Source organism: Pontibacter virosus, assembly GCF_003096355.1.
GTDB lineage: Bacteria > Bacteroidota > Bacteroidia > Cytophagales > Hymenobacteraceae > Pontibacter > Pontibacter virosus.
Map to the genome: position 1 here is coordinate 117,038 of NZ_QEKI01000002.1, position 25,915 is coordinate 142,952.

Annotated in this window: 21 protein-coding genes; 11 read left to right on the forward strand and 10 right to left on the reverse strand. The window is 50.9% G+C overall.

All coding sequences use genetic code 11. The features are described from left to right. Positions 1-52 precede the first annotated feature (52 nt). A complete protein-coding gene (locus tag C8E01_RS03550) occupies positions 53-1,219 on the reverse strand; it encodes an AI-2E family transporter (protein ID WP_165820554.1) in 1,167 nt (388 codons plus the stop codon). An 81-nt stretch (positions 1,220-1,300) separates the two neighbouring features. Here C8E01_RS03550 and C8E01_RS03555 point away from each other — a divergent pair, with 81 nt between their 5' ends. After that, the gene (locus tag C8E01_RS03555; protein ID WP_116541988.1) at positions 1,301-2,203 is read left to right on the forward strand and encodes a DMT family transporter; all 903 of its coding nucleotides are present in this window, start codon (positions 1,301-1,303) and stop codon (positions 2,201-2,203) included. Here the strand turns inward: C8E01_RS03555 and C8E01_RS03560 are convergent. Together C8E01_RS03560 and C8E01_RS03565 are read right to left on the reverse strand one after the other, a co-directional pair. Further along, a complete protein-coding gene (locus C8E01_RS03560; protein ID WP_116541989.1) occupies positions 2,200-2,679 on the reverse strand; it encodes a hypothetical protein in 480 nt (159 codons plus the stop codon). The two genes, C8E01_RS03555 and C8E01_RS03560, sit on opposite strands and share 4 nt — an antisense overlap. 51 nt (positions 2,680-2,730) lie before the next feature. Beyond that, entirely contained in the window at positions 2,731-3,297 is a 567-nt protein-coding gene (locus C8E01_RS03565; protein ID WP_243409409.1) for a GNAT family N-acetyltransferase, read from the reverse strand. Positions 3,298-3,505: 208 nt separating this feature from the next. Between C8E01_RS03565 and C8E01_RS03570 the strand changes: the two genes are divergently transcribed. Then, on the forward strand, positions 3,506-3,757 hold the full coding sequence (locus C8E01_RS03570; RefSeq protein ID WP_165820555.1) for a glycine zipper domain-containing protein: 252 nt from the start codon (positions 3,506-3,508) through the stop codon (positions 3,755-3,757). 125 nt (positions 3,758-3,882) lie between these two features. Here C8E01_RS03570 and C8E01_RS03575 read toward each other — a convergent pair whose 3' ends face one another. From C8E01_RS03575 to lpdA, 4 genes are all read right to left on the reverse strand, one after another. Next, on the reverse strand, positions 3,883-5,106 hold the full coding sequence (locus tag C8E01_RS03575; RefSeq protein WP_116541991.1) for a DEAD/DEAH box helicase: 1,224 nt from the start codon (positions 5,104-5,106) through the stop codon (positions 3,883-3,885). Between the two features lie 188 nt (positions 5,107-5,294). Next, positions 5,295-6,413 (reverse strand): fatty acid desaturase family protein, encoded by a 1,119-nt coding sequence (locus C8E01_RS03580; RefSeq protein ID WP_116541992.1) that lies wholly within the window; start codon positions 6,411-6,413, stop codon positions 5,295-5,297. Positions 6,414-6,620: 207 nt separating this feature from the next. Beyond that, positions 6,621-7,733 (reverse strand): fatty acid desaturase family protein, encoded by a 1,113-nt coding sequence (locus tag C8E01_RS03585; protein WP_116541993.1) that lies wholly within the window; start codon positions 7,731-7,733, stop codon positions 6,621-6,623. A 368-nt stretch (positions 7,734-8,101) separates the two neighbouring features. After that, positions 8,102-9,496, reverse strand: coding sequence for a dihydrolipoyl dehydrogenase (gene lpdA, locus C8E01_RS03590; protein ID WP_116541994.1), 1,395 nt, complete (start codon positions 9,494-9,496; stop codon positions 8,102-8,104). A gap of 212 nt (positions 9,497-9,708) precedes the next feature. Here lpdA and C8E01_RS03595 point away from each other — a divergent pair, with 212 nt between their 5' ends. Beyond that, entirely contained in the window at positions 9,709-10,377 is a 669-nt protein-coding gene (locus tag C8E01_RS03595; protein ID WP_116541995.1) for a tetratricopeptide repeat protein, read from the forward strand. A gap of 449 nt (positions 10,378-10,826) precedes the next feature. Here C8E01_RS03595 and C8E01_RS03600 read toward each other — a convergent pair whose 3' ends face one another. After that, positions 10,827-12,164 carry a M23 family metallopeptidase gene (locus C8E01_RS03600; RefSeq protein ID WP_116541996.1) on the reverse strand — a complete coding sequence of 446 codons (1,338 nt, stop codon included), beginning with the start codon at positions 12,162-12,164 and terminating at the stop codon, positions 10,827-10,829. Between the two features lie 277 nt (positions 12,165-12,441). On the opposite strand from C8E01_RS03600, the gene fabG reads away from it, so the two are divergent. From fabG to C8E01_RS03620, 4 genes are all read left to right on the forward strand, one after another. Continuing rightward, positions 12,442-13,188: a 3-oxoacyl-[acyl-carrier-protein] reductase gene (gene fabG, locus C8E01_RS03605; protein ID WP_007652979.1), complete on the forward strand. Its 747-nt coding sequence runs from the start codon at positions 12,442-12,444 to the stop codon at positions 13,186-13,188. Between the two features lie 190 nt (positions 13,189-13,378). After that, on the forward strand, positions 13,379-15,460 hold the full coding sequence (locus C8E01_RS03610) for a vWA domain-containing protein (protein WP_116541997.1): 2,082 nt from the start codon (positions 13,379-13,381) through the stop codon (positions 15,458-15,460). 21 nt (positions 15,461-15,481) lie between these two features. Further along, positions 15,482-16,096, forward strand: a complete 615-nt coding sequence (locus C8E01_RS03615; RefSeq protein ID WP_116541998.1) for a GNAT family N-acetyltransferase — start codon at positions 15,482-15,484, stop codon at positions 16,094-16,096. A gap of 211 nt (positions 16,097-16,307) precedes the next feature. Then, positions 16,308-17,018, forward strand: a complete 711-nt coding sequence (locus C8E01_RS03620) for a pseudouridine synthase (protein ID WP_116541999.1) — start codon at positions 16,308-16,310, stop codon at positions 17,016-17,018. 1 nt (position 17,019) lies between these two features. Here the strand turns inward: C8E01_RS03620 and C8E01_RS03625 are convergent, their stop codons facing one another. Both C8E01_RS03625 and C8E01_RS03630 read right to left on the reverse strand, forming a co-directional pair. Next, positions 17,020-17,982: a YpdA family putative bacillithiol disulfide reductase gene (locus C8E01_RS03625; RefSeq protein WP_116542000.1), complete on the reverse strand. Its 963-nt coding sequence runs from the start codon at positions 17,980-17,982 to the stop codon at positions 17,020-17,022. A gap of 78 nt (positions 17,983-18,060) precedes the next feature. Further along, positions 18,061-18,825, reverse strand: coding sequence for a ThuA domain-containing protein (locus C8E01_RS03630; protein WP_116542001.1), 765 nt, complete (start codon positions 18,823-18,825; stop codon positions 18,061-18,063). Between the two features lie 256 nt (positions 18,826-19,081). On the opposite strand from C8E01_RS03630, the gene C8E01_RS03635 reads away from it, so the two are divergent. The 4 genes from C8E01_RS03635 (at position 19,082) to C8E01_RS03650 (ending at position 25,909) form a co-directional block, all read left to right on the forward strand. Continuing rightward, positions 19,082-22,018, forward strand: coding sequence for a VPS10 domain-containing protein (locus C8E01_RS03635; RefSeq protein ID WP_116542002.1), 2,937 nt, complete (start codon positions 19,082-19,084; stop codon positions 22,016-22,018). 334 nt (positions 22,019-22,352) lie between these two features. Then, the gene (locus tag C8E01_RS03640; RefSeq protein WP_243409410.1) at positions 22,353-22,790 is read left to right on the forward strand and encodes a hypothetical protein; all 438 of its coding nucleotides are present in this window, start codon (positions 22,353-22,355) and stop codon (positions 22,788-22,790) included. A 220-nt stretch (positions 22,791-23,010) separates the two neighbouring features. Then, positions 23,011-24,369 carry a M24 family metallopeptidase gene (locus C8E01_RS03645; RefSeq protein WP_116542004.1) on the forward strand — a complete coding sequence of 453 codons (1,359 nt, stop codon included), beginning with the start codon at positions 23,011-23,013 and terminating at the stop codon, positions 24,367-24,369. A 43-nt stretch (positions 24,370-24,412) separates the two neighbouring features. Further along, positions 24,413-25,909, forward strand: coding sequence for a DUF6056 family protein (locus C8E01_RS03650; RefSeq protein WP_116542005.1), 1,497 nt, complete (start codon positions 24,413-24,415; stop codon positions 25,907-25,909). The last annotated feature ends 6 nt before the right edge of the window (positions 25,910-25,915 follow it).

Genomic DNA, 25,915 nt, shown 5'->3' on the forward strand with positions numbered 1-25,915 from the left:
GACAAAGTTACGAATTTGAGTCCAAAGCCGAAGGGCCGAATTGTCGTGATCCCTATTTCTTCTCCTCTCCTTTTTCACCTTCAAACGGCGGTTCTATCTCGTTATCCTCTTCCAATTTACGGCGTACGGCCTTGGTATTCCAGCGCAGCACAGGTATAGACATGGGGCTGCGGTCAGGCCGCTCATCGCCAAACAGCACACCCCACTGCTTAAACTGGTCGGTACGGTCAAACACGACCTTGAGCATGGCAATAACGGGCAGCGACAGGAACATACCCGTTATACCAGCAATCTCCCCGCCCACTATCACGCCCACAATGGTAGCCAGAGCATTTATCTTTACCTTGGAGCCCACAATGCGCGGCATCAGAATGTTGTTATCCAGAAACTGCACGGCAGCAATGGTGCCCAGCACGGCCAGTACAGGCCACAGCTCTTCGGACGAGGATAAGGTGAGCAGCACCCCGATGATGTTGCCCAGCAAGGCCCCTACGTACGGTATGAGGTTAAGGAAAGCGAAGATAACCCCAATGAGCAAAGCATGTTTGATGCCAATGATCATAAGCAGACCGCCCAGCAGGATGGTCATGTAGGTAATTTGAATGAGCAGGCCAAAGAGGTAACTTTTGATGATGACCTGCAACTCGCTCAGCGTCTCCTCCACTTTTTCGTGCTTCTCGCGCGGGAACCACAAAAACACGAAACGGAGCAACAAATTTTTGTAAAACAGCAGCAGGAAAATGTAGATCGGCAGCAGACCGACAAAGACTAATGTGCCCGTTACGCCGCCTGCCACGCCACCCAGCAGGTTACCTGCATAGGTGAGCAGGTTGTTGCTTTGCTCTTTGATGAAACTAGTTTGCTCCGCAGTAGAGAAGGGCGTTTTGCTACCCACCCACTCGCTCAGGGCGGTCAGGTGGTTCATCACGTTTTTCTGGATCATCGGGAAGTCCTCTATCAGCACCCGCATCTGGGAAGAGAAAAACCAGATGATGCCCGCCAAAATCACGATCATGACCAACAGGCTGATGCCAATGGAAACCGCATCCGGGAACCTACGATTTTGAAAGAAGCGATAGATGGGCAGTAGCATGATGCTGATAAAGAAAGCGACCAGCAGCGGGGCCAGCAGGTTGCGGCCCAGCACAATGATCCAGCCCAGAAAAAAGAGCCCCGTTATCTCGATGGCCCTGCGGACCGTGAGTGGCATTTGGTTCATGCAGAAAGATGGTTTGAGGGTATGGGTTTTAATTGCCACTCCTTATACGGTACAAACCGAATAAGCACGTAATTTTGCGGCATGAATAAACAGGTACAGGTGCACGCTTCGCTTTTTCTGGTGGCACTTATCTATGGTAGCAATTACAGTATCGCCAAAGAGGTGATGCCCGAGTACGTCGGCCCTTTCGGCTTGATCCTGATCCGGGTGGTGTCGGCGGCGCTTTTCTTTGGCATATTTGCCCGCCTGGTGGTAAAAGAGAAGATCGTAGGCCGCGGCGACAACATCCGGGTGATTCTCTGCGGCGTGACAGGGGTGGCCATTAACCAGCTCTGCTTTTTTGCCGGATTGAATCTGACTGCTCCCATCAACGCAGCACTGCTGATGGTGATTGTGCCGGTGGTGGTGCTGGTGTTTTCGGCTCTGCTGCTGCGGGAGCGCATCGGCAAGCGAAAGGTGTCAGGTATAGCCATGGCCTGCGTCGGTGCTTTTCTGCTCATCTATACCTCGCAGGGAGGGCAGGCAACCGGCAACGTGTGGGGTGACCTTCTCATCATCCTCAACGCTACCTCCTTTGGCCTCTACCTGGTGCTGGTAAAACCGCTCATGCAAAAGTACCAGGCCATCACCATTGTAAGTCGCATCTTTACGGTAGGTGCCGTGCTGGTGATTCCGTTCGGCTGGCAACAACTCCTGACGCCTGACTACAGCGCGTTCCCGGTGTCGATCTGGTTGGCCATTCTGTTTATGGTCTTTGCTGTCACGATCGTGGCCTACCTGCTCAATACCTGGGCGCTGCGCTATGCCAACCCCTCATTGGTAGGTGCTTACATTTACCTGCAGCCGGTGATGGCCATTTTGGTAGCGGTTGGATTGGGGAAAGATGAGTTTACGCTGCAAAAGGGAGTCTATGCGCTCCTGATTTTTGCAGGCGTGTACCTGGTAAGCCGAACCAAGCAAAACGTACTTAAAAAAGCAGCCTAGGGCAGGTAAGCTTCTTCGGGGAGGTCGGTCGTGCTGTGCGCAACCGGCACACGACGCAGCAAGGTATACTGGAAATCGACGGTGTCGCGCTGCACAGGTCTGGCGTGCATAACAGAGATGCTGTCGCCTTCGTGCAGGGTATAGTAGAAATTGCCTTGCCCGGCCCACCAGCCGCCACAGGCCGACAGCGCATGGCGCGGCACTCCAAAGGAAGTGAACATCTGCGGGGAGATGACCGAGCAGGTATAGACTGTGTCGAGCACGTACTGCATTTCAACCTGGCTCAGGTATACGACCGCCAAGGGATTGTCTTCGTCGGCATTTTGGATTTCCTCGCACTGCAGGTCTGCTTTCACCCAGCTGCTCACATCGTCCACGGCGCCTTCTTGCTCAAGCCGCTCGTACTGCTCTTCTTCTTTTTGGTTGCAGGCCACAAGCGTTATGAGGTATAAGGCAAATAAAAGACGGAGCTTCATAGGGTGCGGTTTTGTCAGCCTCAAAGGTATAAAGAGAATCGTTTCAGCGCATCAGGCGATGTCTCTTTTCATGATGACCATGCCCCGGTATATTTCCTTCATCTGCTCAAAATCAAGCTCGTCGGTTCCCCAGCGCACAAAACCGTTCTGCTCGTAGAAATCCACAGAGCGGCTGCTGTCCATGGCTTTGAGCCAGACAACGCGCTTTCCACTTTCCAGGGCATACTGCACCGTAAAATCCACCGCCAATTTACCGATGCCTATACCTGAGGCCCGGTCGACCAGGTATAGCCGTTCCAGTTCGAGGCACTCTTCGTCGGTATAGCCCTCCAACGCCTTGTTCTTGTTGTACTTCATAAAACCCACCGGCTCGTCTTTGTACTGAATCATGAAGTAGGACGCATTCGGATGGGCCAGGTCATCGCGTAGCACTTCCTCCGAGAAGCATCGGTTAAGATACCAGGCTCCGCCGTCGTGCCAGAGGTAAGTATAATGGTCGTTATAAGCCTCTATGGCGATTTCCCGCAGGTCGGTCAGGTCTGCCAGTAAGCATGGTGAAATGGCAATGTCGGTCATGTAGCGTCGGAAATAGAAATTGTTTGAGCCAATATACTGCACTGAGGCTGTTTTTGTGCTGCCGAAAGGCTTAAATTTCTAAGTTCAGCCAGTGATTATTTTCCACACCCTTCCGGAGCAGAGCTGACTTGTAGGTTGCAATTGCACTATTTTAGAGCGAATCCAGAACAACACACACGCACAATTCGTATAATACACACTTGAAAATCAATGAACTATGAAAAACTTAAGGATATTAACATTTGCATTGATGTCGGCATTTCTACTAGGTGGTTGTGCTGGCTCTGACAATTGGAGCAGTAAAAAGAAAGGTGCTGTGATAGGCGGTACAGCAGGTGCCGCAACAGGTGCTGCCGTGGGCGGTACTTCGGGCGCCGTGATCGGTGGCGCGGCCGGTGCAGTCGGTGGTGGCGCCATCGGCCGTAAGAAAGATAAGAAGAAAAAGAGGGAGCGCGAGCGCAACCAGGAATATCAGCAAAACCAGCCACAAGACGAGCGATAGGCCCTACCTATCCTTCTTGCCAAAACAGGCCGTTGGGAAACCAGCGGCCTGTTTTATTTGATAGTATGAGGTAAACTGCCACAGGCGCAGGAGTTGTACACACGAGCACACTATAAGGCCTGGAGCTACCGCCTCTCCCGCTTGCTTTTTCCTCCCCTACCCGAACCCTTGCGCTTGTCGTTCTTAGAACCAGCGGCTGCATCCATAAAATCCTGTGCGGTGAGCGGGTATGGGTGCTGATCGATAACAGGTATAGCTTTGCCGGTCAGGTTTTGGATGGCGATGAGTAGCGGGGTTTCGCTGGCACCGCAGAAGGTGATGGCAACGCCTGCTGCCCCTGCCCTGCCGGTGCGTCCAATGCGATGCACGTAGGTTTCCGGTTCAAAGGGCAGCTCGTAGTTGATCACATGCGAGAGCGATTCCACATCAATGCCCCGGGCAGCTACATCCGTCGCGACAAGTACCTGAGTTTCGCTGTTTTTGAAGCTCTCCAGCACCCGCTCCCGGTCGCGCTGGGCACGGTCGGCGTGGATGGCTTCGGCAGGTATACCTGCGACGGTCAGTTCTTTAGCCAGTTTGTCGGCCCCTTCTTTGGTGCGCATAAACACCAGCGTGCGGCCTATACCTAGTTCCTGCAACAAGTGCAGCAGCAAAGGCGTTTTGTTCGCTTTCTTAACATAATAAAGCTCCTGCCGAATGGTGACCGTCGTCGACGATACAGGCGTGACTTCTACCGTCACAGGTTCTGTCAGTATCTTCTTGGCCAGCTTACTTACTTCAGGGGCCATGGTGGCTGAAAAGAACAAGGTTTGCCGCTTTTCAGGTATAGCCTGCAACACCCGCCGGATGTCCTGCGAGAAGCCCATGTCGAGCATGCGGTCTGCCTCGTCGAGCACCAGCAACTGCACATGCTGCAAATCCACAAAGCCCTGGTCGAGCAGGTCGAGCAGACGGCCTGGGGTTGCTACCAGAATGTCTATACCTTCCTGCAAGGCTTCGGTTTGCACTTTGTACGGCACGCCACCATATACCACTAGGTGCTTCAGGTTGGTATACCTACCGTAGGCTGCAAAGCTATCGCTTACCTGGCTGGCCAGCTCGCGGGTGGGCGTGAGTACGAGTGCCCGGATTGTTCGGGACTCAGGTTTAGCCTGCCTGTGCAATAGCTGCAGGATAGGTATAGCAAAAGCTGCCGTTTTGCCCGTACCTGTCTGAGCAGTCGCCAGCAGATCGCGTCCTTGCAGCACTTCAGGTATAGCCTGCACCTGGATGGGTGTGGGCTGGGTGTAGCCCTCTTCTTCCAGCGCCTGCAGAATGGGCGAAATCAGATATAGGTCTTTGAATGTCATGGTAGTGTCAGGTATAAGGGACAGGCCAAAGTGAGTGACAAGCCCTAATGCAAAGGTATAGGGAAGCCTCGCAAGGCGCTACACCTAGAGCAAACAAAAAAACGGCAGGAGTCTATTCCTGCCGTTCTTGTTTTGTTATCCTAAAAGGATACTATCCTTTGTCTAAAGTTCTTTTCTGTCGAGGCATGTTAACCCATTACCTCGTTCAGGTTTGGTAGGCGTAGTCGTCCAAACCGGTGCAGGGTGTTCAGATGCGAGCGCACGGCCTGCATGAAGGTCTTGCTCTCGATGTAAGTAAGATTAAATTCGTGAGCGGTTTGCTTTACGATATCCGCAATGGCCGGGTAGTGCACATGGCTGATACGCGGGAACAAATGGTGTTCGATCTGGAAGTTCAGTCCGCCTACGTACCACGACAGCCATTTGCTCTTGCGTGCGAAGTTGGCGGTGGTGCTCAGTTGGTGGATGGCCCAGTCATTTTCAATTATCCCGGTCTCGCTTGGCAGTGGATGGCTCGTGCCCTCCACCGTGTGCGCCAGCTGAAACACTGTAGACAGGATGATACCCGTCACAAAATGCATCAGCAGAAAGCCTACCAGTACTTCCCAGAAAGGTATACCGAAGAAAAGCGTCGGAGCTACCAGAATAGAGAAAAAGTAGAGCACTTTGAAAGCAACTATCTTAGAAAAAGCGATGGCATTTGCTGATCTGGAGTTGGCGTTCACCCCGCTCTTGATATACTTGAAGAACTGCACAAAATCTTTCAGGGTAACCCAGTACAGGGTAAGCAGACCGTAGAAAAATAAGGCGTAAGCCCACTGTATTCTGTGGATGAACTTTACTTTGGTGTGCGGGGAAAAACGCAGCACGACCATATCGTCGATGTCCTCGTCCATATCCACCACATTCGTATAGGTATGGTGCAGGATGTTGTGCTGCAGTTTCCAGTTAAAGGCGGAGGCTCCCAACAAGTTCACAGAGTGCGCCATCAGGTAGTTAAGCGTTTTGCTCTTAGAAAATGCCCCGTGGTTGGCATCGTGCATCACGCTCATGGCTACGCCGGACACACCCAGGCCCATCACAAACCAAAGCAGCAGGCTGATGCCTATACCTGGTGTGAAAGCGAGCAGGACCGCAAACGGCACCACGTACATTAGCAAAAGCACAATGCTCTTTATCAGTATGTTGGCATTGCCGGATTTGGACAGGTTATTCTCTGAAAAATAGGCGTCCACACGTTTGCGGAGCGTTGGAAAAAACAGGCTTTTGTCTTTATTTACGAATTTTACTTTGCCTTTAAGCTTCATTTAATATGCTTGCTAGTATTCTAAAATCGGTTTGCGCCAGCTGAAGAAGGTTTTACGAAACAGTCGAACATGAGGTTAACCATTCAAACCATTATAAGTTCAGGTATAGCTCCTGTTCCAACTGTTAGGATTCGGGAGCCGGTGCGCAAACCGGGTACAAATATAGTGGGGAATTCCCGCACCATAAGCTTTGGCTGCAATTTGATTTTAGCCGATAGCCTCGTTCAGGCTGGGCAGCCTGCCAAAACGGTGCAATGTGGCAATGTGAGAGCGCACGGCCTTTCCGAAAGTCTCGTTTTCCATATAAGGTACGCCAAATTCATCGGCCGTTTCTTTTACAATACCAGCGATGGCCGGGTAGTGCACATGGCAAACACGCGGGAAAAGGTGGTGCTCGATCTGGAAGTTCAGGCCGCCCACATACCACGAGAGTATTTTGTTGTGACGCGAAAAATTAACCGTCGTGTTCATCTGGTGGATCGCCCAGTCGTTCTCGATCACCCCGGTTTCGTCTGGCCTCGGGTGGCTCGTACCCTCCACGGTATGCGCCAACTGGAATACCACGGTCAGGATAATGCCGGCCACAAAGTGCATCAGCAGGAAGCCCAGCAGCACGTGCAGAAAAGGAATTCCGAAGAAAAGGGTCGGCACCCCGAACATGACAAAGAAGTAAATCGCTTTCATGGCAACCAGTTTCATGAACCAGTTCCTGTTTTCAGTCGCCGTGTTGTTGTTCACGCCGTTCTTTTTGAAAAGCGCATACTGCACAAAATCTTTGGCTACTACCCAGTAGAGGGTAAGCAGTCCATAGAAAGCAAAGGCATATATCCACTGCAACTTATGAAAGAACTTCACTTTGCTATGGGGGTTGAAACGCAGTACCAGGCGGTCCTGAATATCCTCGTCCATCTCTACTATGTTGGTATAAGTATGGTGCAGGATGTTGTGCTGCAGCTTCCAGTTGAAGGCGGAGCCACCCACTAAATTCAGGGTATGGCCCATCAAATCGTTAACTCGTTTGCTATTGGAGAAAGCACCATGGTTGGCGTCGTGCATCACACTCATGCCGATGCCTGCCACACCTAGCCCCATTATAAACCAGAGCAGCAGACTGATGCCCAAATCGGGTGTAAAGGCAAGCAGTGCCACGAAAGGCAAAAAGTAGGCAAGCAACAGCACCACACTCTTCACGATCATGGCGGTGTTAGCGGTTTTCGTGATGTTGTTCTCAGCGAAATAGGCGTCTACCCGTTTCCGGAGGGTGGGGAAGAACAGACTTTTGTCTTTGTTGACAAACTTGACTTTGCTTTGCAGCTTCATAGTTTCAGGGTATTGTGTGAAAAATCAGAACTCACACGTGGGGCAGAAAGGCACAAAGAGTGAACTGAAAGTGTATTGTATAAAAGAGAATCCGGCGTATTTAAGTTCAGATGCCTTGTTATCATACCCTCGTGTTATCCTTTGTCGATACCAGTTTCCTATTCTTGTAAAAAATAGCGGGATGTAGCAATTACAGCTTTACTTAAGCTTGCAATATAGTCATTATCAAATAAAAATGGATAATTCCCGCGTTCAATCCTGAATTTAAAAAAAACTAAAAAATCGACAAAGCGGTGGTATGTCTTATACATAAAAAAAGCCTGACCAGATACGCTCTGGTCAGGCTTTTTAAAGCTATACCTGAAAAATTACAGGTGAATTACTTCGTCGTAAGCGGCTGCGGCAGCCTCCATGATGGCTTCGCTCATGGTTGGGTGCGGGTGTACCGACTTGATTATTTCGTGGCCAGTGGTTTCCAGTTTGCGGGCAACTACTACCTCAGCGATCATCTCTGTTACGTTGGCACCGATCATGTGGGCGCCCAGGAACTCGCCGTACTTGGCGTCGAAGATCACTTTCACGAAACCGTCTTTCGCACCGGCGGCGCTTGCCTTGCCAGAAGCGGAGAACGGGAACTTGCCAACTTTGATGTCAAGACCTTGCTCACGGGCGGCTTTCTCAGTCAGACCAACCGAGGCGATCTCAGGATAGCAGTACGTACAGCCCGGGATGTTACCATAGTTCAAAGGCTCCGGGTCGTGACCTGTAATGGCCTCTACGCAGATAATACCTTCGGCAGATGCTACGTGCGCCAGCGCAGGGCCTGGAACGATGTCACCGATGGCATAGATGCCATCCACGTTGGTTTTGTAGTACTCGTCCACGATCACGCGGCCTTTGTCTACTTTTATACCTAGCTCCTCAATACCGATGTTCTCGAGGTTGGTCTGTATACCTACCGCCGAAAGCACTACCTCCGCCTCCAGTGTTTCTTCGCCTTTCGCCGTCTTCACTTTCACTTTGCAGATGTCGCCGCTGGTGTCCACAGACTCCACAGAGGAATCAGTCATGATGTTGATGCCCGACTTTCGGAAAGACTTCGACAGCTGACGCGATACTTCCTCGTCCTCCACCGGTACGATGTTCGGCAGGTACTCCACGATCGTTACCTTCGTTCCCATCGCGTTGTAGAAATAAGCGAACTCCACGCCGATAGCGCCGGAACCTACCACCACCATACTCTCAGGCTGCTTGTCAAGGGCCATGGCCTGGCGGTAACCGATGATCTTCTTGCCGTCGATTGGCAGGTTAGGCAGCTCGCGTGAACGGGCTCCCGTTGCCAGGATGATGTGATCAGCCTCTACGGTATCTTTTTTACCGTCCGCATCTGTCACCTCGATCTTGCCCTTGGCTACCACTTTACCAGTACCCATGATGGCATCGATCTTGTTTTTGCGGAACAGGAACTGAATGCCTTTGCTCATGCCGTCGGCCACACCGCGGCTACGCTTGATTACCGCGTTGAAGTCTACAGAGGCCTCCCCGATCGTAATGCCGTAATCAGCTGCGTGGTTGATGTATTCGAACACGTTTGCGCTCTTAAGCAATGCTTTGGTCGGGATACAGCCCCAGTTCAGGCAGATGCCGCCCAGCGACTCACGCTCGATCACACCTACTTTCAAACCCAGTTGCGACGCGCGGATGGCCGCCACATAACCCCCTGGGCCACTACCCAGCACTACCAAATCGTATTTTGATGCCATAGTTTCTCTTTTTTAAATGCTGAGCAAAATTAAACGATAATCCCAACTTCACAAAACCACTTCTACTTCAGTACCAGCTGCCTCATAAGTAGAACTATACAAAGTCCACACCTCCACATTACTAAGAATCGATACAAAAAATTGCATACCTGTTCCGTATTGGGCTGAACTATTGTATTTTGCATCCCATAACATGAGGTAACCCCTACTGCATGAAAACAATTTTACTACTGATCATATCCGTACTTTTTGCACTACCGGCTTTTTCGCAGAAGGCCGCAACGCAGCCTGCCCCACAGAAGACGGCGTTGCAGCACTTTAACGCAGGTAATCAAAAGTTTAAGTCGGGCAAGTATACCGAAGCCATAAAGGAGTACAGCGAAGTGCTGAAGCAGGAGCCCGAGCACATCGTGACCATGACGAACCGCGGTATCGCCCGTGACCGCATACTTGACTACCGCGGTGCCATTGCTGACTTCGACAAAGCGTTGGCGCTGGATCCTAAACACGTGGAGGCCTGGGTAAGTCGTGGCCTCTCGAAGTACAACCTGCAGGACTATAAAGGTGCGCTGATTGATTTTAACACCGCCGTTTCGATTGATCAGTTGCAAGCCCGCACCTACAACAACCGTGGCCTGGTGCGCTACGCCCTTAAAGACTACCGCAGTTCCATCATCGATTACGGTCGCGCCATCACCCTGCAACCCGACTACGCTGAGGCCTATTACAACCGGGGAGCACCCCGATTTACCAGCGGCGACGTAAGCGGCGCCTGCGAAGACTGGATCAAAGCAAAAAAACTCGGCGTAAAAGAAGCGGAGCAATACCTGAAGCAGTACTGCGGACAAAATTCTACCGCTACCACAAAATCAACCAAGTAAAGAGCCTTTTTTTGAGTACTGTAGCTGCTGAGGTTAAATTAAATCCAGTATTCAACCGCTGCTTAATAAGTTATCGAACTTAAGGCCTCACAGCTATGGTAATACATTGCTAGAGTCGTGTTGCTCTTTCGGATTTCCTAATCCGAAAGCTTTCAGTTGGGGATTTCCAAATCCCCGTGGCTAAGCTTCTGCAACAAGCCACCAAGATCCTTACAGGATGACAAATACGGAAATATAGCACACTCTTACCGAGTACAGATGAAGATATGCACAGGTTAGGAAATCCGAATCTTAATTTACCTGAAGCATTTGATGCCATTGCGACCTTAGGGAGAAATCTGAAATTTTAATTATCCCAGATCTCTTATTTCTTTTTAGATGACAAAAGGGGAACAAGCAAAAAAGGGGCGCTTTGCAGCGCCCCTTTTTTGTTTCACATATAATAAACGTTACACCTTGTCTTCCTCCAGTTTCTTGCCTGAATGATCCGAAGCCAGTAAATCCTGCTGTAGACCCTTCGGTTCGATCGCCATTAGCTTGCTTTCCAGTTCAGACTTCACTTCTTCGAAAGCATCCTTATACTTCTTTTCGATCGGATGGGCAGATGGCAGCTTCACTTTCAGGGCGTCTACCTGCTTGCCGTTTTTCCAGAAGCGGTAGCACAGGTGCGGACCCGTTGCCAGTCCGGTGCTGCCTACGTAGCCAATGGTTTGGCCCTGACTAACGCGGGAACCTCGCTTGATGCCCTTTGCGAACTTGGACATGTGTAGGTACTGGGTTGTGTAGGTCTTGTTGTGCTTGATCTTTACATAATAGCCATTGCCTCGGGTATAGGAAGCTTCCAGCACCACACCATCTCCCACCGTTCGGATCGGCGTGCCACGAGGTGCGGCAAAGTCGGTACCCAGGTGCGGCTTGTAGCGTTTCTGCACTGGATGGAAACGGTTCATGGTGTAGCGAGAACTGATGCGGCTGTACTCTAGCGGCTCTCTCAGAAAAGCTTTCTTCAGGCTCTTGCCATCCTGGTCGTAGTAGCCGGCTTTCTGGCCTTCCTGCTCAAATGCGATGGCATAAAGTGGTTTCCCTTCATGCTCAAAATAAGCAGCTTTGATCTTCCCAAAACCGATCACGTTGCCGTTTACCTGCTTTTCGTCATAGATCAGTTTGAAGTGGTCGCCAGGCTGAAGACGGCTTAGGTTAAGGCGCCATGCGTAAATGTCGGCGAAGTGGTTGACCAGCTGCGGTGATCCGCCCGCGGCCAGAATGGACTCAAACAAGGAATGCTCAATAAAACCGGCAATGGCACGCTCCACCACTTCCACTTCCCGCTTCTCCAGGCGAACGTCCAGCTCACCGTTCAGGTCGTAGATCACATATTCTACTTCGTTTGGTTCATAGATAAAGTAGCGGGCCGTCTGGGCGGAATCTTGCGCATGCAGGACAATGTAGTTACGCTTGGCGTTGATGCGGCGCACATCGAATATTTTTTTTGACTTGCGGGCCAGTTGGTCGATGGTGACGGGTGAGATGTTGAAACTGGCCAGGATCTGCGAGAGGTTCTCCCCTCTTTCCACGGTACCTTCCAGTATTTCGAGTGTGTCGGTGGGGATGCCGAAGATGATCGGAGCTGGGTTTTTGACCTTCGCTACTGGCTCAGGTTCGGGCTCAGGTGCTTTTTCCTCTTTCGAAGAATTGAATTTTTCAAAGCTGATTGTTTGCGCTGCTGTGATAAACACGAACAACGACACCGCGATCAGGATGGCTAGTCCGACACTACGTTTGAACATTACAAGGTACCTTTGGTTGGAAGAATGGCACGAAAATATGGTTTAACCGATAGAAATAAAAATAAATAATAACACAATATTCAGATTATAAATATGTTGCAATCCAATTTCAGAAACATAATATAGCAACAAACATCTTTGTTAGGCTTAATCACAATTGCACATTAGCACGTTGATCACTACTTAACCAACTAGCAATCAGAAAATTGCAGCTAAATAAAACAGGAGAATGCAACGGCCCTTCGGAATAAAAAAATCTTTTATAACTTTGGCCCCTATGAAAGCACTAGAAGGAAAAGTAGCCCTCGTAACCGGGGCATCAAAAGGTATAGGTCGCGCCATCGCCGAGAAGCTGGTAGAGATGGGCGCCCAGGTAGCATTCACCTACCTCTCAAGCGTTGAAAAAGGCCAGGCCCTGGAGCAGGAACTAACTGCCAACGGCGGCAAAGCCAAGGGCTTCCGCTCCGACGCCTCTGATATGGCGCAGGCGGAGAAGCTGATCGAGGATGTGGTAGCGGAGTTCGGCAAGATCGACATCCTGGTGAACAACGCCGGCATCACGCGTGACGGTCTGCTGATGCGCATGACCGAAGAGCAGTGGGATGCGGTGATCAATACCAACCTGAAATCTGTGTTTGCTTTAACGAAAGGTGCCACTAAGCACATGATGCGCGCCAAGAGCGGCTCGATCATCAATATCACGTCGGTGGTAGGTATAAAAGGAAACGCCGGCCAGGCAAACTACTCTGCTTCCAAAGCGGGCATCATCGGATTCACCAAATCGGTGGCGCTGGAATTAGGCTCCCGCAACATCCGCTGCAACGCGGTGGCCCCGGGCTTCATCGAAACCGAAATGACAGGCGAGCTTGATCAGAAAGTGGTGGACGAGTGGCGCAAGGCAATCCCTCTGAAGCGCGGCGGTTCGCCGGAGGATGTGGCCAATGCCGTAGCCTTCCTGGCCTCTGACCAGTCGTCTTACATCTCCGGCCAGGTGCTGCAGGTAGATGGCGGCATGCTGACCTAAGTTCAAGAATTAGGAAGTTTAGGAGTTTGGGAGCTAAAATTTACTTCCCTCAGACTTTCAAAGTATAATATCAGACCAATGCTAAAGCGTTTACGTTAGTAGCATTGGTCTTTTTCTTTTATCTTTAATCCTTAGATTATTCGATTCTTTAGAAGAAGAACTTCTTAAACTCCCAAACTCTTTAACTTCTTTGGATTCCTTCCGCCTCATAACGACTTATTCACCCTGGCTGATCCTGGCTTGTCTGGCTGTTGGAGCGCTTTACGCCTGGCTGCTTTATAGCAAGCGTACGCCCTGGTCTGCAGGTATAAACTATGTCCTTGCGGCAGTGCGCTTTGTGGTGGTGAGTTTTCTGTGCTTCCTGCTGCTCGGTCCGATGGTGCGCTATGTCACCAACAGCACGCAGTCGCCTACCATTGTGTTTGCGGTTGACAATTCGCAGTCGGTGGCACTGTTTTCAGACTCCGTGCAACTCAGTCAGGCGCAGCAGGGTGTGCAGGCGTTGCGCAACAAACTGAAGGAGCAAGGTATACAAACCGAGGTACGTGTTTTAGGCGAATCCGAGGCTCCCCAGGATTTAAGTGAATTGCGATACGAGGCCGAAACAACCAATTTGAGCGAGCTGCTCCGCAATGTGGCGCTTGATTTTGAGCAGCAGAACCTGGCCGGCGTCGTGCTGCTTTCGGATGGCATCGTGAACCAGGGCACCTCCCCTACTTACGCTAATTTCAACTACACCATATACCCTGTTGCCATGGGCGATACCGTGCCGAAGAAGGACATTGTGATGGCTTCGCTGCGCTACAACAAGGTTAATTACAGTGGCAACCGTTTTCCGTTGGAGGCCGAACTGCAGCAGCAGGGCTTTGATGGCACATCCGTAACGGTGCAGCTGAAGGAGAACAAAAAGGTGATCGAGCGCAAAACCGTTACGCTCAAAGCCGGACAGCCGCTGCAGCAAGTGCCCTTTCAGGTGATGGCCAGCGGTTTGGGCAAGCGCCACTACGAGGTGGAAGTGCTGCCCGAGCAGGGCGAGTTCACGGAGCTCAACAATTCCCGGAGCGCGTACATCGACGTGGTGAAAGGCAAGATAAAGGTGCTGGTAGCCGCCGCGTCTCCCCACCCGGATATCAAAGCATTGCGTGCTGCTATTGAATCGAACGAGAACTATGAGACCGAACTGTTTATACCTGGCCTGACTACCCTGAAACAGCAGGACTATGATGTAGCCGTACTCCACCAGTTGCCAGGCCGTACGGCAGGAGGAGACGCTGCTCTCAACCTGGTGCGCCAGAAAAACCTGCCTGCCCTCTACATTGTGGGCCCGCAGAGCGACATTGGCAATTTCAACCGCCTTAACGTGGGCATCCGCATCAACACACCAGGGCAGTCCGATGAGGTGACCAGTATTGTCAATCCAAACTTCAGTACTTTCAAGGTAGCCGAGGAGGCTACGGAGCGTCTGCAGCAATATCCGCCGGCCACGGTGCCTTATGGCGATTACCAGCTCACTGCCAACACCGAAACGGTGCTATACCAGCAAGTCGGGCGCGTACGCACCACTAAACCGCTCCTCACCGTGCAAACCGTGGGCGACAAACGCAACGCGGCACTGCTGGCTTCCGGCACCTGGCAATGGCGCCTTACGGAAACGGCCAACCACGAAAACGCCGCCGTGTACGACAAGCTGATCACCAACCTGGTGCAGCTGCTCACGGCTCCCCGCAACAAAAAGCGCCTGAACGTATACCCGCAACTAAACGAATACACCAGCTCCGACGAAATCCGCTTTGCAGCCGAGGCCTACAACGAAGCGCTGGAGCCGATCTACGGACAGAACATTACGCTCAAGATACAGGACACGGAAGGAACCGAAAAGTCCTTTGAGTTTGCCAATGGCGAGAACCAGTCAGGGGTGAACATCGGCACGCTGCCGGGCGGCCGCTATACCTATACAGCCTCGGCCCGCATTAACGGTTCGCTGCAGCAGGACAAAGGCGAGTTTGTGGTGGAAGAACAGCAATTGGAGGCGCTGCATGCGGTAGCCGATCATAACCTGCTGTACCAGCTTGGCGCCAATACCGGCTCGAAGCTTTATTATCCCGCCCAGCTGCAGCAACTCGAGCAGGACATCCTAAAAGCAGACCACAAGGACCTGATTTACAGCTCTGAGTCGCTCAACGACCTGGTAGACCTGAAGTGGCTGTTCTTCGTGATTCTGGCGCTGGTATGCGGCGAGTGGTTTGTGCGGAAGTACAATGGAAGTTACTAAACCTCAGCTATACCTTTGTCTATGAAACCGGCCACCACTGCACCTCAACCTGTCGTACTGGAAACAGACCGCTTATACCTGAGCGAGTACACGCCTGAGATAAGCAATCACCTTTTCACTGCCTGCAGTGATGAGGAAATAAAGGCTTACCTCGGTATGAAGACGGAAGAGGAGTTGGCAGAGGAGAAAGATAAATTCAGCAAGGGCCTCACCACCTATTTCCACTCTTTCAAAAACTTCAGGATACTGGAAAAAAGTACTGGCAAGATAATGGGCCGCTGTGGTTTCCATACCTGGGTCGTGAGTCACCGTCGCGCGGAGGTGGGCTATACCCTGCTTGAAGACAGTTACAAGCAAAAGGGCTATATGAAAGAGGCATTAGGTCCCGTACTGGCTTACGGCTTCGAGGAAATGGGACTACGCCGCATCGAGGCACTGGCCGCCGACTACAACACGCCCTCCATCAAACTGCTGAATCACTATGGCTTCCAGCTCGAAGGCGTGATTCGGGAGCATTATGTGGTAGATGGCGTTAACGAAGATTCCGTGCTTTACTCGATCATTCGCCCCGAATACGACCAGCTCAAATCCCTTTGGAACCTGCAGTACAAAATCCATCAGCCTGAGCAGGTATAGGGTGGATTGTTAATTGTTAATAGTTGATTGTTTGTTCTCAGGATCTGAGTATAGAAGCCCTATATACAGGTTCTGATAAAATTAATCGGTGCACCTTTGGGCAGGATAACGCTCTGTAAGGGGCTAGCTATTTTCAAACTGCACCATGACATTACGGTGTAACGTAGCTACAATTCGACTTCCTAATTTCTGAACTTACTAAATTCTCAACTTGAAATACATCATCCTCAACAAGCCTTACGAAGTCCTTACGCAGTTTACGGACGAGGAAGGCCGTGCCACGCTCAAAGATTTTGTGCCTGTGCCTGACATTTACCCGGTCGGTCGGCTGGACTACGACAGCGAGGGGTTGGTGCTGCTAACAGACGACAAAGCCCTGCAGCACCGCCTGTCTGACCCGAAGTTTAAGATCGAGAAAACCTACTGGGTGCAGGTGGATGGTATACCTACAGCAGAAGCGCTGGAAGAACTGCGCCGCGGGGTCATGATCAAAAACACGAAGACGGCTTCTGCTAAAGCCAGTCTACTTGCAGAGGAACCACTGGTATGGGAGCGCTCCAAACCGATCCGCTTCCGAAAAGACATTCCGACAAGCTGGGTAGAGATTAAAATTTCACAGGGCATGAACCGGCAGGTGCGCCGCATGACTGCCGCTGTGGGCTTCCCAACGCTGCGCCTAATCCGGCCGGCTATTGGTCCGCTGAGCCTCGGCGAGATGCAGCCCGGCGAGTACCGCGAACTGACAGCCGAAGAAGTTGACAAATTGAAAAGCTTGACCGCTGGCAGCAGTTTCGGGACTGGCAGCAGACCTAAGGGATTGGGTGGATCCCCGAAAAGACCGAGCGGTGCTCCTAAGAGCAAGGGAGGCAGGCACTATGACAGCCGAAACAACTCCAGTCGGAGGAAGCGCAGTGATAGATAAGTTACTTTTTGAGTATATTCTGCACTATTTTCACGGCATGTTCCCGGGAGTTTTCGATGAACCACACATGCGTTTCCATGCCGCCACACACCACGCCCGCCAGGTATAGCCCAGGCAGGTTGGTTTCCATGGTTTCCGGGTTGTGATAAGGGTACCTATAGAAGTCATCTGACAATTTTACTCCGACCTTCTCCAGGAAAGCAAAATTAGGCTGGTAGCCGGTCATGGCCATCACAAAGTCATTCGGAATCGTCACTTTGCCTTCCGGTGTATGTATATCTACTTCATTTTCCCGGACGGCAGTCAGGCTGGAATGGAAGTAGGCTTTGATGCTGCCCTCGGCTATGCGGTTTTCCAGGTCGGGTTTGGTCCAGTACTTGATGCGTCCAAGCTCACCTTCGCGCACCACCATGGTTACTTCAGCTCCCTTGCGCCAGGTTTCCAGGGCCACGTCGGCAGACGAGTTGTTGGCGCCCACCACCACGATCTTCTGCTTGTAATAATAGTGCGGGTCGTAATAGTAGTGCTTTACCTTGGGCAAATCCTCACCAGGTATAGCCAGCATGTTCGGGATATCATAAAAACCGGTCGCCAGGATCACGTATCGCGATTGGTACTTGCTTTTGCTGGTGCTCGTCAGGTATAGCTCTCCTTGCCTGCTTATACCTGTCACTTCCTCAAATAAGCGAATATTCAACTCACCAATTTCAGACACCCGTCGGTAGTACTCCAGCGCCTCGCTGCGGTTGGGCTTTGGGTGGATGGAAGGAAAAGGATAGCCACCTATCTCCAGCCTGTCAGCTGTGGAGAAAAAAGTCATGTTGAGCGGGTAGTTGAAGAGCGAATTGGTGATGGTGCCTTTCTCGACAATCAGGTAAGAAAGTCCGTCCTTTTGCGCTTCCAGTCCGCAGGCAAGGCCGATGGGGCCACCGCCTACTATCAATATGTCGAACGTGTTGTTCACTGTAACGTGCCTGGTTGTAATGAAAACGACTGCTGTGTGCTATGGTTTATGCAAAAGTAGTACGTAAGTTAACAGAATTCACTCACCCTCTTCCCCCATGGAGTAGGCAATGCCGCCCCAGATGTGCCGCAGAAACGCCGGTTCACTGTAACTTTCTTCGGTATGGCCCAGGCCGGTATAAAAAGCCCGGCCCCCATCGTAAGCATGATACCAGGCAATCGGATGGTGCGCTCCATTCTTGCCTCCCTCATAAGTTGACTCGTCTAGTTTAGCCAACACGTGCACATCCGGATTTAGATTTTTGAAATTATACCACTCGTCGGTTCGCTCCCATCTGGATGGCAGTCCTTCAGTTGCCAGATGGTTTTTGTCAACCACAGCTACCACTGCCTGCTGCACTTTAGGATGGCTCTCGAACTGGGCACCAACCAGCTTGGTGTACCAGGGCCAGTCATACTCTGTGTCCGAAGCGGCGTGTATACCTGCAAAGCCACCGCCGTTGCGAATATAGTTTTCGAAAGCCACTTGCTGCTCAGGGTTCAGCACATCTAGGGTAGTATTCAGAAAGACAACAGCCTGGTATCGCTGCAGGGAGTCCGCCACAAAATATGCCGCATTTTCTGTCGTATCGACTTTCACCTGATGCTCTCGCCCCAGTTTTAGCAATGCTGCCTTGCCAGCAGGTATAGAGGCATGCCGAAACCCTGCTGTTTTGGAGAAGACGAGGATGCGTGAGGACTCTGCTTCAGGGTCTGAAACCGAAGAGGTATCAACCTGTTCGCAGGCTTGAAAACTGCCGGTTAGCAGCAGGAAGAGCAGATATAAGAGTGTGTTCACGTTCATATGAAATTCTTTTTTTGTTCTTCTTTTTCAGGTATAGCCTCAACAGATAGTGCTCAATCAGATTGAGAAATTATCATGACACTGCTATTCTGCCTCAACTCAGCGATAGCATGCATCAGTTGCTCCGGGTTAAGGAATACGAAGTATCTAATATAACAAATGTTTTTCAGCTCTTCGAGTTCTTCCAAAATCCGGTACAATTCCTTAGCTTTAGAAACTCAAACAATCTACTCTAAACTATACCTACATCTACACAATGCAAAAGCGTATACTTTCTGTAGCGCTGCTGGTGGCCCTTAGCGGGGGCGCTGTGCAGGCTCAGAAGAAAGCACTAAAGCAGCCGGCCTACACACCTGCCAAAGAAAGGCTGCAAGGATTCGAAAAGCGACAGCAGCTGGAACAGAACTCCCTTGTCAAGAACGTGGCCTTCCGCAACGTGGGCCCGACCGTACAAAGCGGCCGCATCACCGACCTCGATGTGAACCCGAAAGACCCGACTAATTTCTACGCAGCCTATGCCTCGGGCGGTCTCTGGAGAACCATCAACAACGGCATTTCCTTTGAGCCGATCTTCGACAATGAAGCGGTGATGACCATCGGCGACATTGCCGTGGACTGGAACAACAACCAAACCATCTGGATCGGTACCGGCGAGAGCAACTCCAGCCGCTCGTCTTACTCCGGCGTGGGCGTGTACAAGAGCACCGACGGCGGCAAAACCTGGCAGCACATGGGCCTGGACGATACGCACCACATCGGTCGCATCATCCTGCACCCGACGGACCCGAATACGGTTTGGGTAGCGGCTGTGGGGCACCTGTACTCACCTAACAAAGACCGTGGCGTGTACAAAACCACCGACGGTGGCAAGACCTGGAAGAAGACCCTGTACATCGACGATAACACAGGAGCCATTGACCTGGTGATCGACCCGAAAAACCCGAACAACGTGTACGCAGCCATGTGGCACCGCGAGCGCCGCGCCTGGGATTTTGTGGAAGGCGGCAAAACATCCGGCATCCATAAGTCAACCGACGGCGGCAACACCTGGACCCGTGTGACGACAGAAGCCAGTGGTTTCCCGACTTCTGATGGCGTAGGTCGTATTGGCCTCGACATTCACCCGGGCAACCCGAACATCATTTACGCTTTCCTGGACAACCAGGAGCTGCGCCAGATAGAAAAGAAGGAGCCAAAGGCAGGTGAACTGCAAAAAGAGCAATTCAAAGGTATGTCAACAGAGGCATTTCTGGCGCTCAACGACAAAGACCTCAACATTTTCCTCGACAACAACCGTTTCCCGTCTAAGTATACCGCCAAAACCGTGAAGGCAGACGTGAAGAGCGGCAAGCTTAAACCGACAGCTTTGGCTGCTTACCTCGAAGACCCGCTGGCTGTTACGACCGAGGCCCCGGTGAAAGGCGCGGAGGTATACCGCTCCGATGACGGTGGCAAATCCTGGAAGAAGACACACGAGAAACCGATCGACGACATGTACTCAAGCTACGGCTACTACTTTGGTGTAGTGCGTGTGGCGCCTCACAACCCGGATAAGATCTACATCCTGGGTGTGCCAATCCTGACCTCGGATGACGGCGGCAAGACGTTCCGCAACATCGAAGGCGACAATGTACACTCTGACCACCAGGCCCTATGGGTTAGTCCGGACAAGCCGGGCTACCTGATCAACGGCAACGACGGTGGTTTGAACATCACCTATGACGACGGCAAAACCTGGGCGATTGCCAATACGCCTTCGGTGGGTCAGTTCTACGCTGTGGCCGTGGACATGGAGAAACCCTACAACGTATATGGCGGTTTGCAGGACAACGGCACCTGGTACGGACCGAGCAACTATAAAGCCAATACAGAGTGGACCCAGACGGGTCGCTACCCTTACCAGCGTTTAGGTGGTGGAGACGGCATGATGGTGCAGGTGGACTTCCGTGACAACAACACGGTATACCTGGGTTCGCAATACGGCAACTACGCCCGCGTGGACAAGCGCACCGGCCAGCGTGTTTCCATCAGACCAAGCCATGAGTTAGGCGAAACACCACTCCGCTTCAATTGGGAAAGCCCGATTCACCTGAGCCGCCACAACCAAGACATCCTGTACTTCGGCTCCAACAAATTCCACCGTTCTATGAAAAAGGGCGAGGACATGCAAACGCTTTCCGGCGACCTGACCAACGGCGGTCTGAAAGGCGATGTGGGCTTCGGTACGCTGACTTCTATCGACGAGTCTCCATTGAAGTTCGGACTACTTTATACCGGATCTGACGACGGGGCCATCCACGTGTCCAAAGACGGTGGCTATAACTGGGAGAACATCTCCAAGAAATTGCCGCAGCACTTGTGGGTATCGACAGTTGTAGCTTCTAATCACAGCGAGAACCGCGTGTATGCTTCGCTCAACGGCTACCGTTGGGATGATTTCACACCATACCTGTACGTGTCGGAAGACAATGGCAAAAAGTGGGAGCGCCTGGGCACCAACCTACCAGCTGAGGCTATCAACGTGGTGAAAGACGATCCGAAGAATGCGAACCTGCTGTACGTGGGCACCGACCATGGCCTCTACATCTCGCTTGACCGCGGCAAAACCTTTATGCAGATGCGCAACGGCATGCCCGCCGTGTCGGTGCACGACGTAGTGGTGCATCCGCGCGATAATGATTTGATCGTGGGTACGCACGGCCGCTCGATCTACATTGCCAATGTGGAGCACCTGCAGCAACTAACGCCAGAGATTCAGAACCAGAAACTGCACCTGTTCGCTTTCCAGCCAGTACAGTACAATGGTTTCTGGGGCAGAACGCGTGGCGCCTGGGGCGAACCGATGGAGTCTTCACTGGAGATTCCGTACTACACCGCTCAGGCTGGCACCACCACCATCCGCATTAAAACGGACAAAGGACAGTTGTTGAAAGAGTTGAAAGACGAGACCGAGCGTGGCCTGAACTACGTGAACTATAACTTCTCTGTAGACGACGCCAATGCCAAAGCCTACGAAACGGCTCTTAACGGCAGTAAGAAAGACGGCGAGGAAACGGTAAAAGTAGAAGCAGCTGACAACAAGATAATCTACCTGCAGCCAGGCAAGTATACCGTGGAAGTAGAAACAGCCGATGGTGGCAAGGCTACTTCTGAGTTTACTTTGAAAGCTCCTGAGAGAAGAAGCAGAAGCTAGTTTTCGCTTAGGCTATACCTAAAACAACAAAGGCAGCTCCAACGGGGCTGCCTTTGTCATTTATACCTGCAACTCTAAAACAAATTTGAGATTAGCTATCATACTGGCACATATATTGTTATAAAAAATTATATAATATTTTATATATTTAATACGCATCTTTTACGGTCTTTTCATTTCTAATGCATACCCAAAATTCAAACTTCTACTCTTCACACTTCTTTTCGGCTTTACTCTCACTGCTACGGCACAGAATAAATGGACTCCCAAAGTTGGCTATGGCACCGTGTATTCCGGTAACGGCGATATACCTGGCCACTGGTTCATAGCAGGTATGCAAAACCAAATCTCAAATCGCTCCGGCTTTGAGGTGCTGGCAACCGGCACTTACATTGAGCAAACGCGACCTTGGGGTTCTGGACATGAAACCTTTCAAAAGTCAAATGGTGTAGCGGTTGAAGGATTGTATAACTTGTTCATCAACGCTGGTCCTGTCCAAGTCTACCCTGCAGTTGGTCCGGTCTTACGGTATGCCAGCGAAAGAGAGTTGTACGGGCTTTCCATTCACTACGATGGGCAGGGCGGCATCACGGACTTCAAGCCTGAAATGCGCTCAAGAAATGGGCTGCAAGCGGGCTATGTGTTAGCGTTGAACCTGGATGTGAAGGTCAAACAGCACCTTACCTTCGGGTTAAGAGGCTCCGTGCAAAGCTTCCATGATGGGCAGCGCCTCGCTGCAGTAGGCCTGACCTTGAAAAATGCCAGATGGTAAAATTATCACACTCCGTTCACAAATGGATATCCATACTGATCCTGGTCTGATAGGAGATGCTATACCTGATGCAAAAGGGCGGTCCGAACGGAGCTGCCTTTTGCTATTTGGCAGATGCTCACACGTAACTTCCACTACCCCCTGACAGAGAACCGTGATTACTCTATCCAAACCTGAGCATTTCTTCTATCTTTGTTAGACGCCTTAATGCAGCCCATCTATGAGAAAGCTTTTACCTCTCCTTTTATTACTGAGCTTGGCAGTTCCTGCTTTCGCCCAGCAGATGCCCACCATTTTGCCGCTACAGGAACGTGCCGCCCTCGAAGACAAAATACTGCAAGAGCGCCTGGATAAGCTGCTTCCCACGCTGATGCGGAAGCAAGGGATCGACATGTGGTTGGTCATTGCGCGGGAGTATAACGAGGACCCCGTGATCAAAACCATGCTGCCTGCTACCTGGTTAGCTGCCCGACGAAGAACAATCCTACTTTTTTATGACAATGGGAAAACGGTGGAGCGTCTGGCCGTCGCCCGCTACGATGTTGGCAATCTGTTCAAGGCCGCCTGGGACCCGGAAAAAGAACCCGACCAGTGGAAACGGCTGGCTGCCCTTATTGCCGAGCGAAACCCAAAGAAGATCGGCCTGAACTACTCCCCTAACTTCGGCCATGCTGACGGACTGGCAAAAACTGAATGGGACAACCTGATGCGCTCCATACCTAAATCGCAACAGGCAAAAGTAGTGTCTGCAGAAAAATTGGCGGTGGATTGGTTACAGGTGCGCACCGAAACGGAGCTCGAACTGTATGAGCAGATTAGCCAGATCGGTCACAGCATCATCGCGCAAGGTTTTTCAGAACAGGTCATCCGGCCTGGCAAAACGACGACCGAAGACGTGGTCTGGTGGTTCCGGGAGCGGATTGCGGATTTGAAGCTGCAAGCTTGGTTTCACCCGACTGTGGATGTGCAGCGCGCTAATCCCGGTGCAGGCGACTCGGAGCGGTCTTTTGCCGAGCGCCCGGCGCAGGAAGTGATCTTGCACGGCGACCTGGTACATGTGGACCTGGGTATCTCTTACCTCAACCTGAACACCGATGTGCAGCAGCTGGCCTACGTGCTAAAGCCTGGTGAAACAGACGCCCCTGATTATCTCAAGAATGCACTGGCAACTGGCAATCGCCTGCAGGATATCCTGACCAGCCACATGAAACCCAACAGAACCGGCAACGAGGTTTTGAAAGCCACCCTGGCGCAGGCAAAGCAGGAGAACATTGTGGCCAGCATTTACTCACACCCCATCGGCTACCACGGTCATGGAGCCGGTCCTGCCATCGGTATGTGGGACAATCAAGAAGGTGTGCCCGGCACAGGGGATTATCCACTGCAGCCTAACACAGCTTATGCTATCGAACTAAATGCAAAGGTTACACTGCCAGAGTGGAATAACAAAGAAATCCGGGTGATGTTGGAAGAGCAAGCGGCCCTTACTCCTGCTGGCATCCGCTACATTGATGGCCGGCAAAAAAAGTTGTTGTTGATCCCAAGACAACCAAATTTTATAAATTATTTACAGCAGTAAAAACATTGGTTACCTTATAACCGCCGATTATACATCATATTTTATGCCATTACAACAGCACGAACGCACTCCTCCCTATTTTTTTAACCTGTTGATAGGTGTCGGAGCTTACACACTTCTGCCATTTTTACTTCTCTCTGCATACACGCATCCAACAGCTGATGATTTTAGTTTTGCACTGCGTGATACAACCTTAGGTTTCTTTAAATCCCAGGTTGAATATTATTTGCATTGGTCCGGGAGGTACTTTGGGACAGCCGTTGTCAGATTAAACCCATTGACTATACCTTCGCTGCAGCTATATAAATTTTATACCTTTATTTGTCTTCTTGCTGTCTGCTTTTCCACCTGGGCATTAATTAATACTTTACTCAATCAACATCTCAGAAAAAAAAATACACTAGCTATATCTGCGCTGCTTTTAAGCCTATACTTACTCCTTACACCTAGCCCGGCAGAAGGTTTTTACTTCTTTGCCACCTATGCCACCTATCAGTTCTCTAACATCATGACATTACTGTTGTTGGCAATTCTATACTTACTATTTCATACAGACATCAAATTCAAGAAGTTATTTTACACTGGTATAGCATGCATACTCATCATTGCCATTGTCGGTTCTAATGAAATGTCGCTGATTATGGTATTTATGACATGCCTGCTACTCCTAGTTGCTAACAGAAATAATCACATTCACAGAAGCTACCTTTTATTTCTATTTATGATCTGTACGATTTCCTGTTTGGTAGCTGTCTTGGCTCCCGGCAATTATGATCGTATGAATGATCACCCGAATGCTTCTAGGTTTATTTGGTCGACCGTATACGCCGGCTTCTTATCCTTACTCACTTTCTACAGGTGGCTTGCTCCAGTGTTAATAGCATCTGTGATCTACATGCTCTTAATCGGTTTGCCCGTGGCCAATAAAACAAAAAATAGCCAGCTGTTTTCCATCGACCTGAGATTGGCAGTACTTTACTTTCTGGGAACTATTTTCCTGATGTACTTTACCTTTGCCTGGTCCACAGGAGAGCGGGCGACTCCTAGAGTCGAAAATGTGATCTGCTTCTTTTTTGTCTTTGGCTGGTTTTACCTACTACAGGTAGCTCTCCATACCCATAGTCACCGGCTGCAGCATGAACGCCTACTTTCTCCAATTATACCAGCAGTGGCCATGCTGCTCTTTCTGTTGAATTTACTGGCCGTCGAAAATAACATAAGCACAGCTTATGTAGATCTGGTGTCTGGAAAGGCTGCTGCTTATGATGAGGCGCTCAAGCGCAGGTATGCCGCCATGGCCGCATCTGATTGCCAGGAATGCACAGTGGATCCACTTCCTGCTATACCTAAATCCATCTATTTCATGGACATACTGGAAGGGCCCGAAAATAATGATTTTTGGGTGAACAGAGGCTTTGCTGATTACTGGGGAAAGGACGCTGTTCACCTTAGCGCACCAAACCCACCTATTACTGACAACCTAAGCACTCTGCGAAAATCGAGCAAAAACTCACTCAGGGAAAAATCTATGATGGAGTAAAGCAAC

What these genes read in the sequence shown, in the direction of transcription:
- C8E01_RS03550 (WP_165820554.1), bottom strand. Translation starts at nt 1,219, where the DNA reads ATGAACCAAATGCCACTCACGGTCCGCAGGGCCATCGAGATAACGGGG.
- C8E01_RS03555 (WP_116541988.1), top strand. Translation starts at nt 1,301, where the DNA reads ATGAATAAACAGGTACAGGTGCACGCTTCGCTTTTTCTGGTGGCACTT.
- C8E01_RS03560 (WP_116541989.1), bottom strand. Translation starts at nt 2,679, where the DNA reads ATGAAGCTCCGTCTTTTATTTGCCTTATACCTCATAACGCTTGTGGCC.
- C8E01_RS03570 (WP_165820555.1), top strand. Translation starts at nt 3,506, where the DNA reads ATGTCGGCATTTCTACTAGGTGGTTGTGCTGGCTCTGACAATTGGAGC.
- C8E01_RS03575 (WP_116541991.1), bottom strand. Translation starts at nt 5,106, where the DNA reads ATGACATTCAAAGACCTATATCTGATTTCGCCCATTCTGCAGGCGCTG.
- C8E01_RS03580 (WP_116541992.1), bottom strand. Translation starts at nt 6,413, where the DNA reads ATGAAGCTTAAAGGCAAAGTAAAATTCGTAAATAAAGACAAAAGCCTG.
- C8E01_RS03585 (WP_116541993.1), bottom strand. Translation starts at nt 7,733, where the DNA reads ATGAAGCTGCAAAGCAAAGTCAAGTTTGTCAACAAAGACAAAAGTCTG.
- lpdA (WP_116541994.1), bottom strand. Translation starts at nt 9,496, where the DNA reads ATGGCATCAAAATACGATTTGGTAGTGCTGGGTAGTGGCCCAGGGGGT.
- C8E01_RS03595 (WP_116541995.1), top strand. Translation starts at nt 9,709, where the DNA reads ATGAAAACAATTTTACTACTGATCATATCCGTACTTTTTGCACTACCG.
- C8E01_RS03600 (WP_116541996.1), bottom strand. Translation starts at nt 12,164, where the DNA reads ATGTTCAAACGTAGTGTCGGACTAGCCATCCTGATCGCGGTGTCGTTG.
- fabG (WP_007652979.1), top strand. Translation starts at nt 12,442, where the DNA reads ATGAAAGCACTAGAAGGAAAAGTAGCCCTCGTAACCGGGGCATCAAAA.
- C8E01_RS03615 (WP_116541998.1), top strand. Translation starts at nt 15,482, where the DNA reads ATGAAACCGGCCACCACTGCACCTCAACCTGTCGTACTGGAAACAGAC.
- C8E01_RS03630 (WP_116542001.1), bottom strand. Translation starts at nt 18,825, where the DNA reads ATGAACGTGAACACACTCTTATATCTGCTCTTCCTGCTGCTAACCGGC.
- C8E01_RS03635 (WP_116542002.1), top strand. Translation starts at nt 19,082, where the DNA reads ATGCAAAAGCGTATACTTTCTGTAGCGCTGCTGGTGGCCCTTAGCGGG.
- C8E01_RS03640 (WP_243409410.1), top strand. Translation starts at nt 22,353, where the DNA reads ATGCAAAACCAAATCTCAAATCGCTCCGGCTTTGAGGTGCTGGCAACC.
- C8E01_RS03645 (WP_116542004.1), top strand. Translation starts at nt 23,011, where the DNA reads ATGAGAAAGCTTTTACCTCTCCTTTTATTACTGAGCTTGGCAGTTCCT.
- C8E01_RS03650 (WP_116542005.1), top strand. Translation starts at nt 24,413, where the DNA reads ATGCCATTACAACAGCACGAACGCACTCCTCCCTATTTTTTTAACCTG.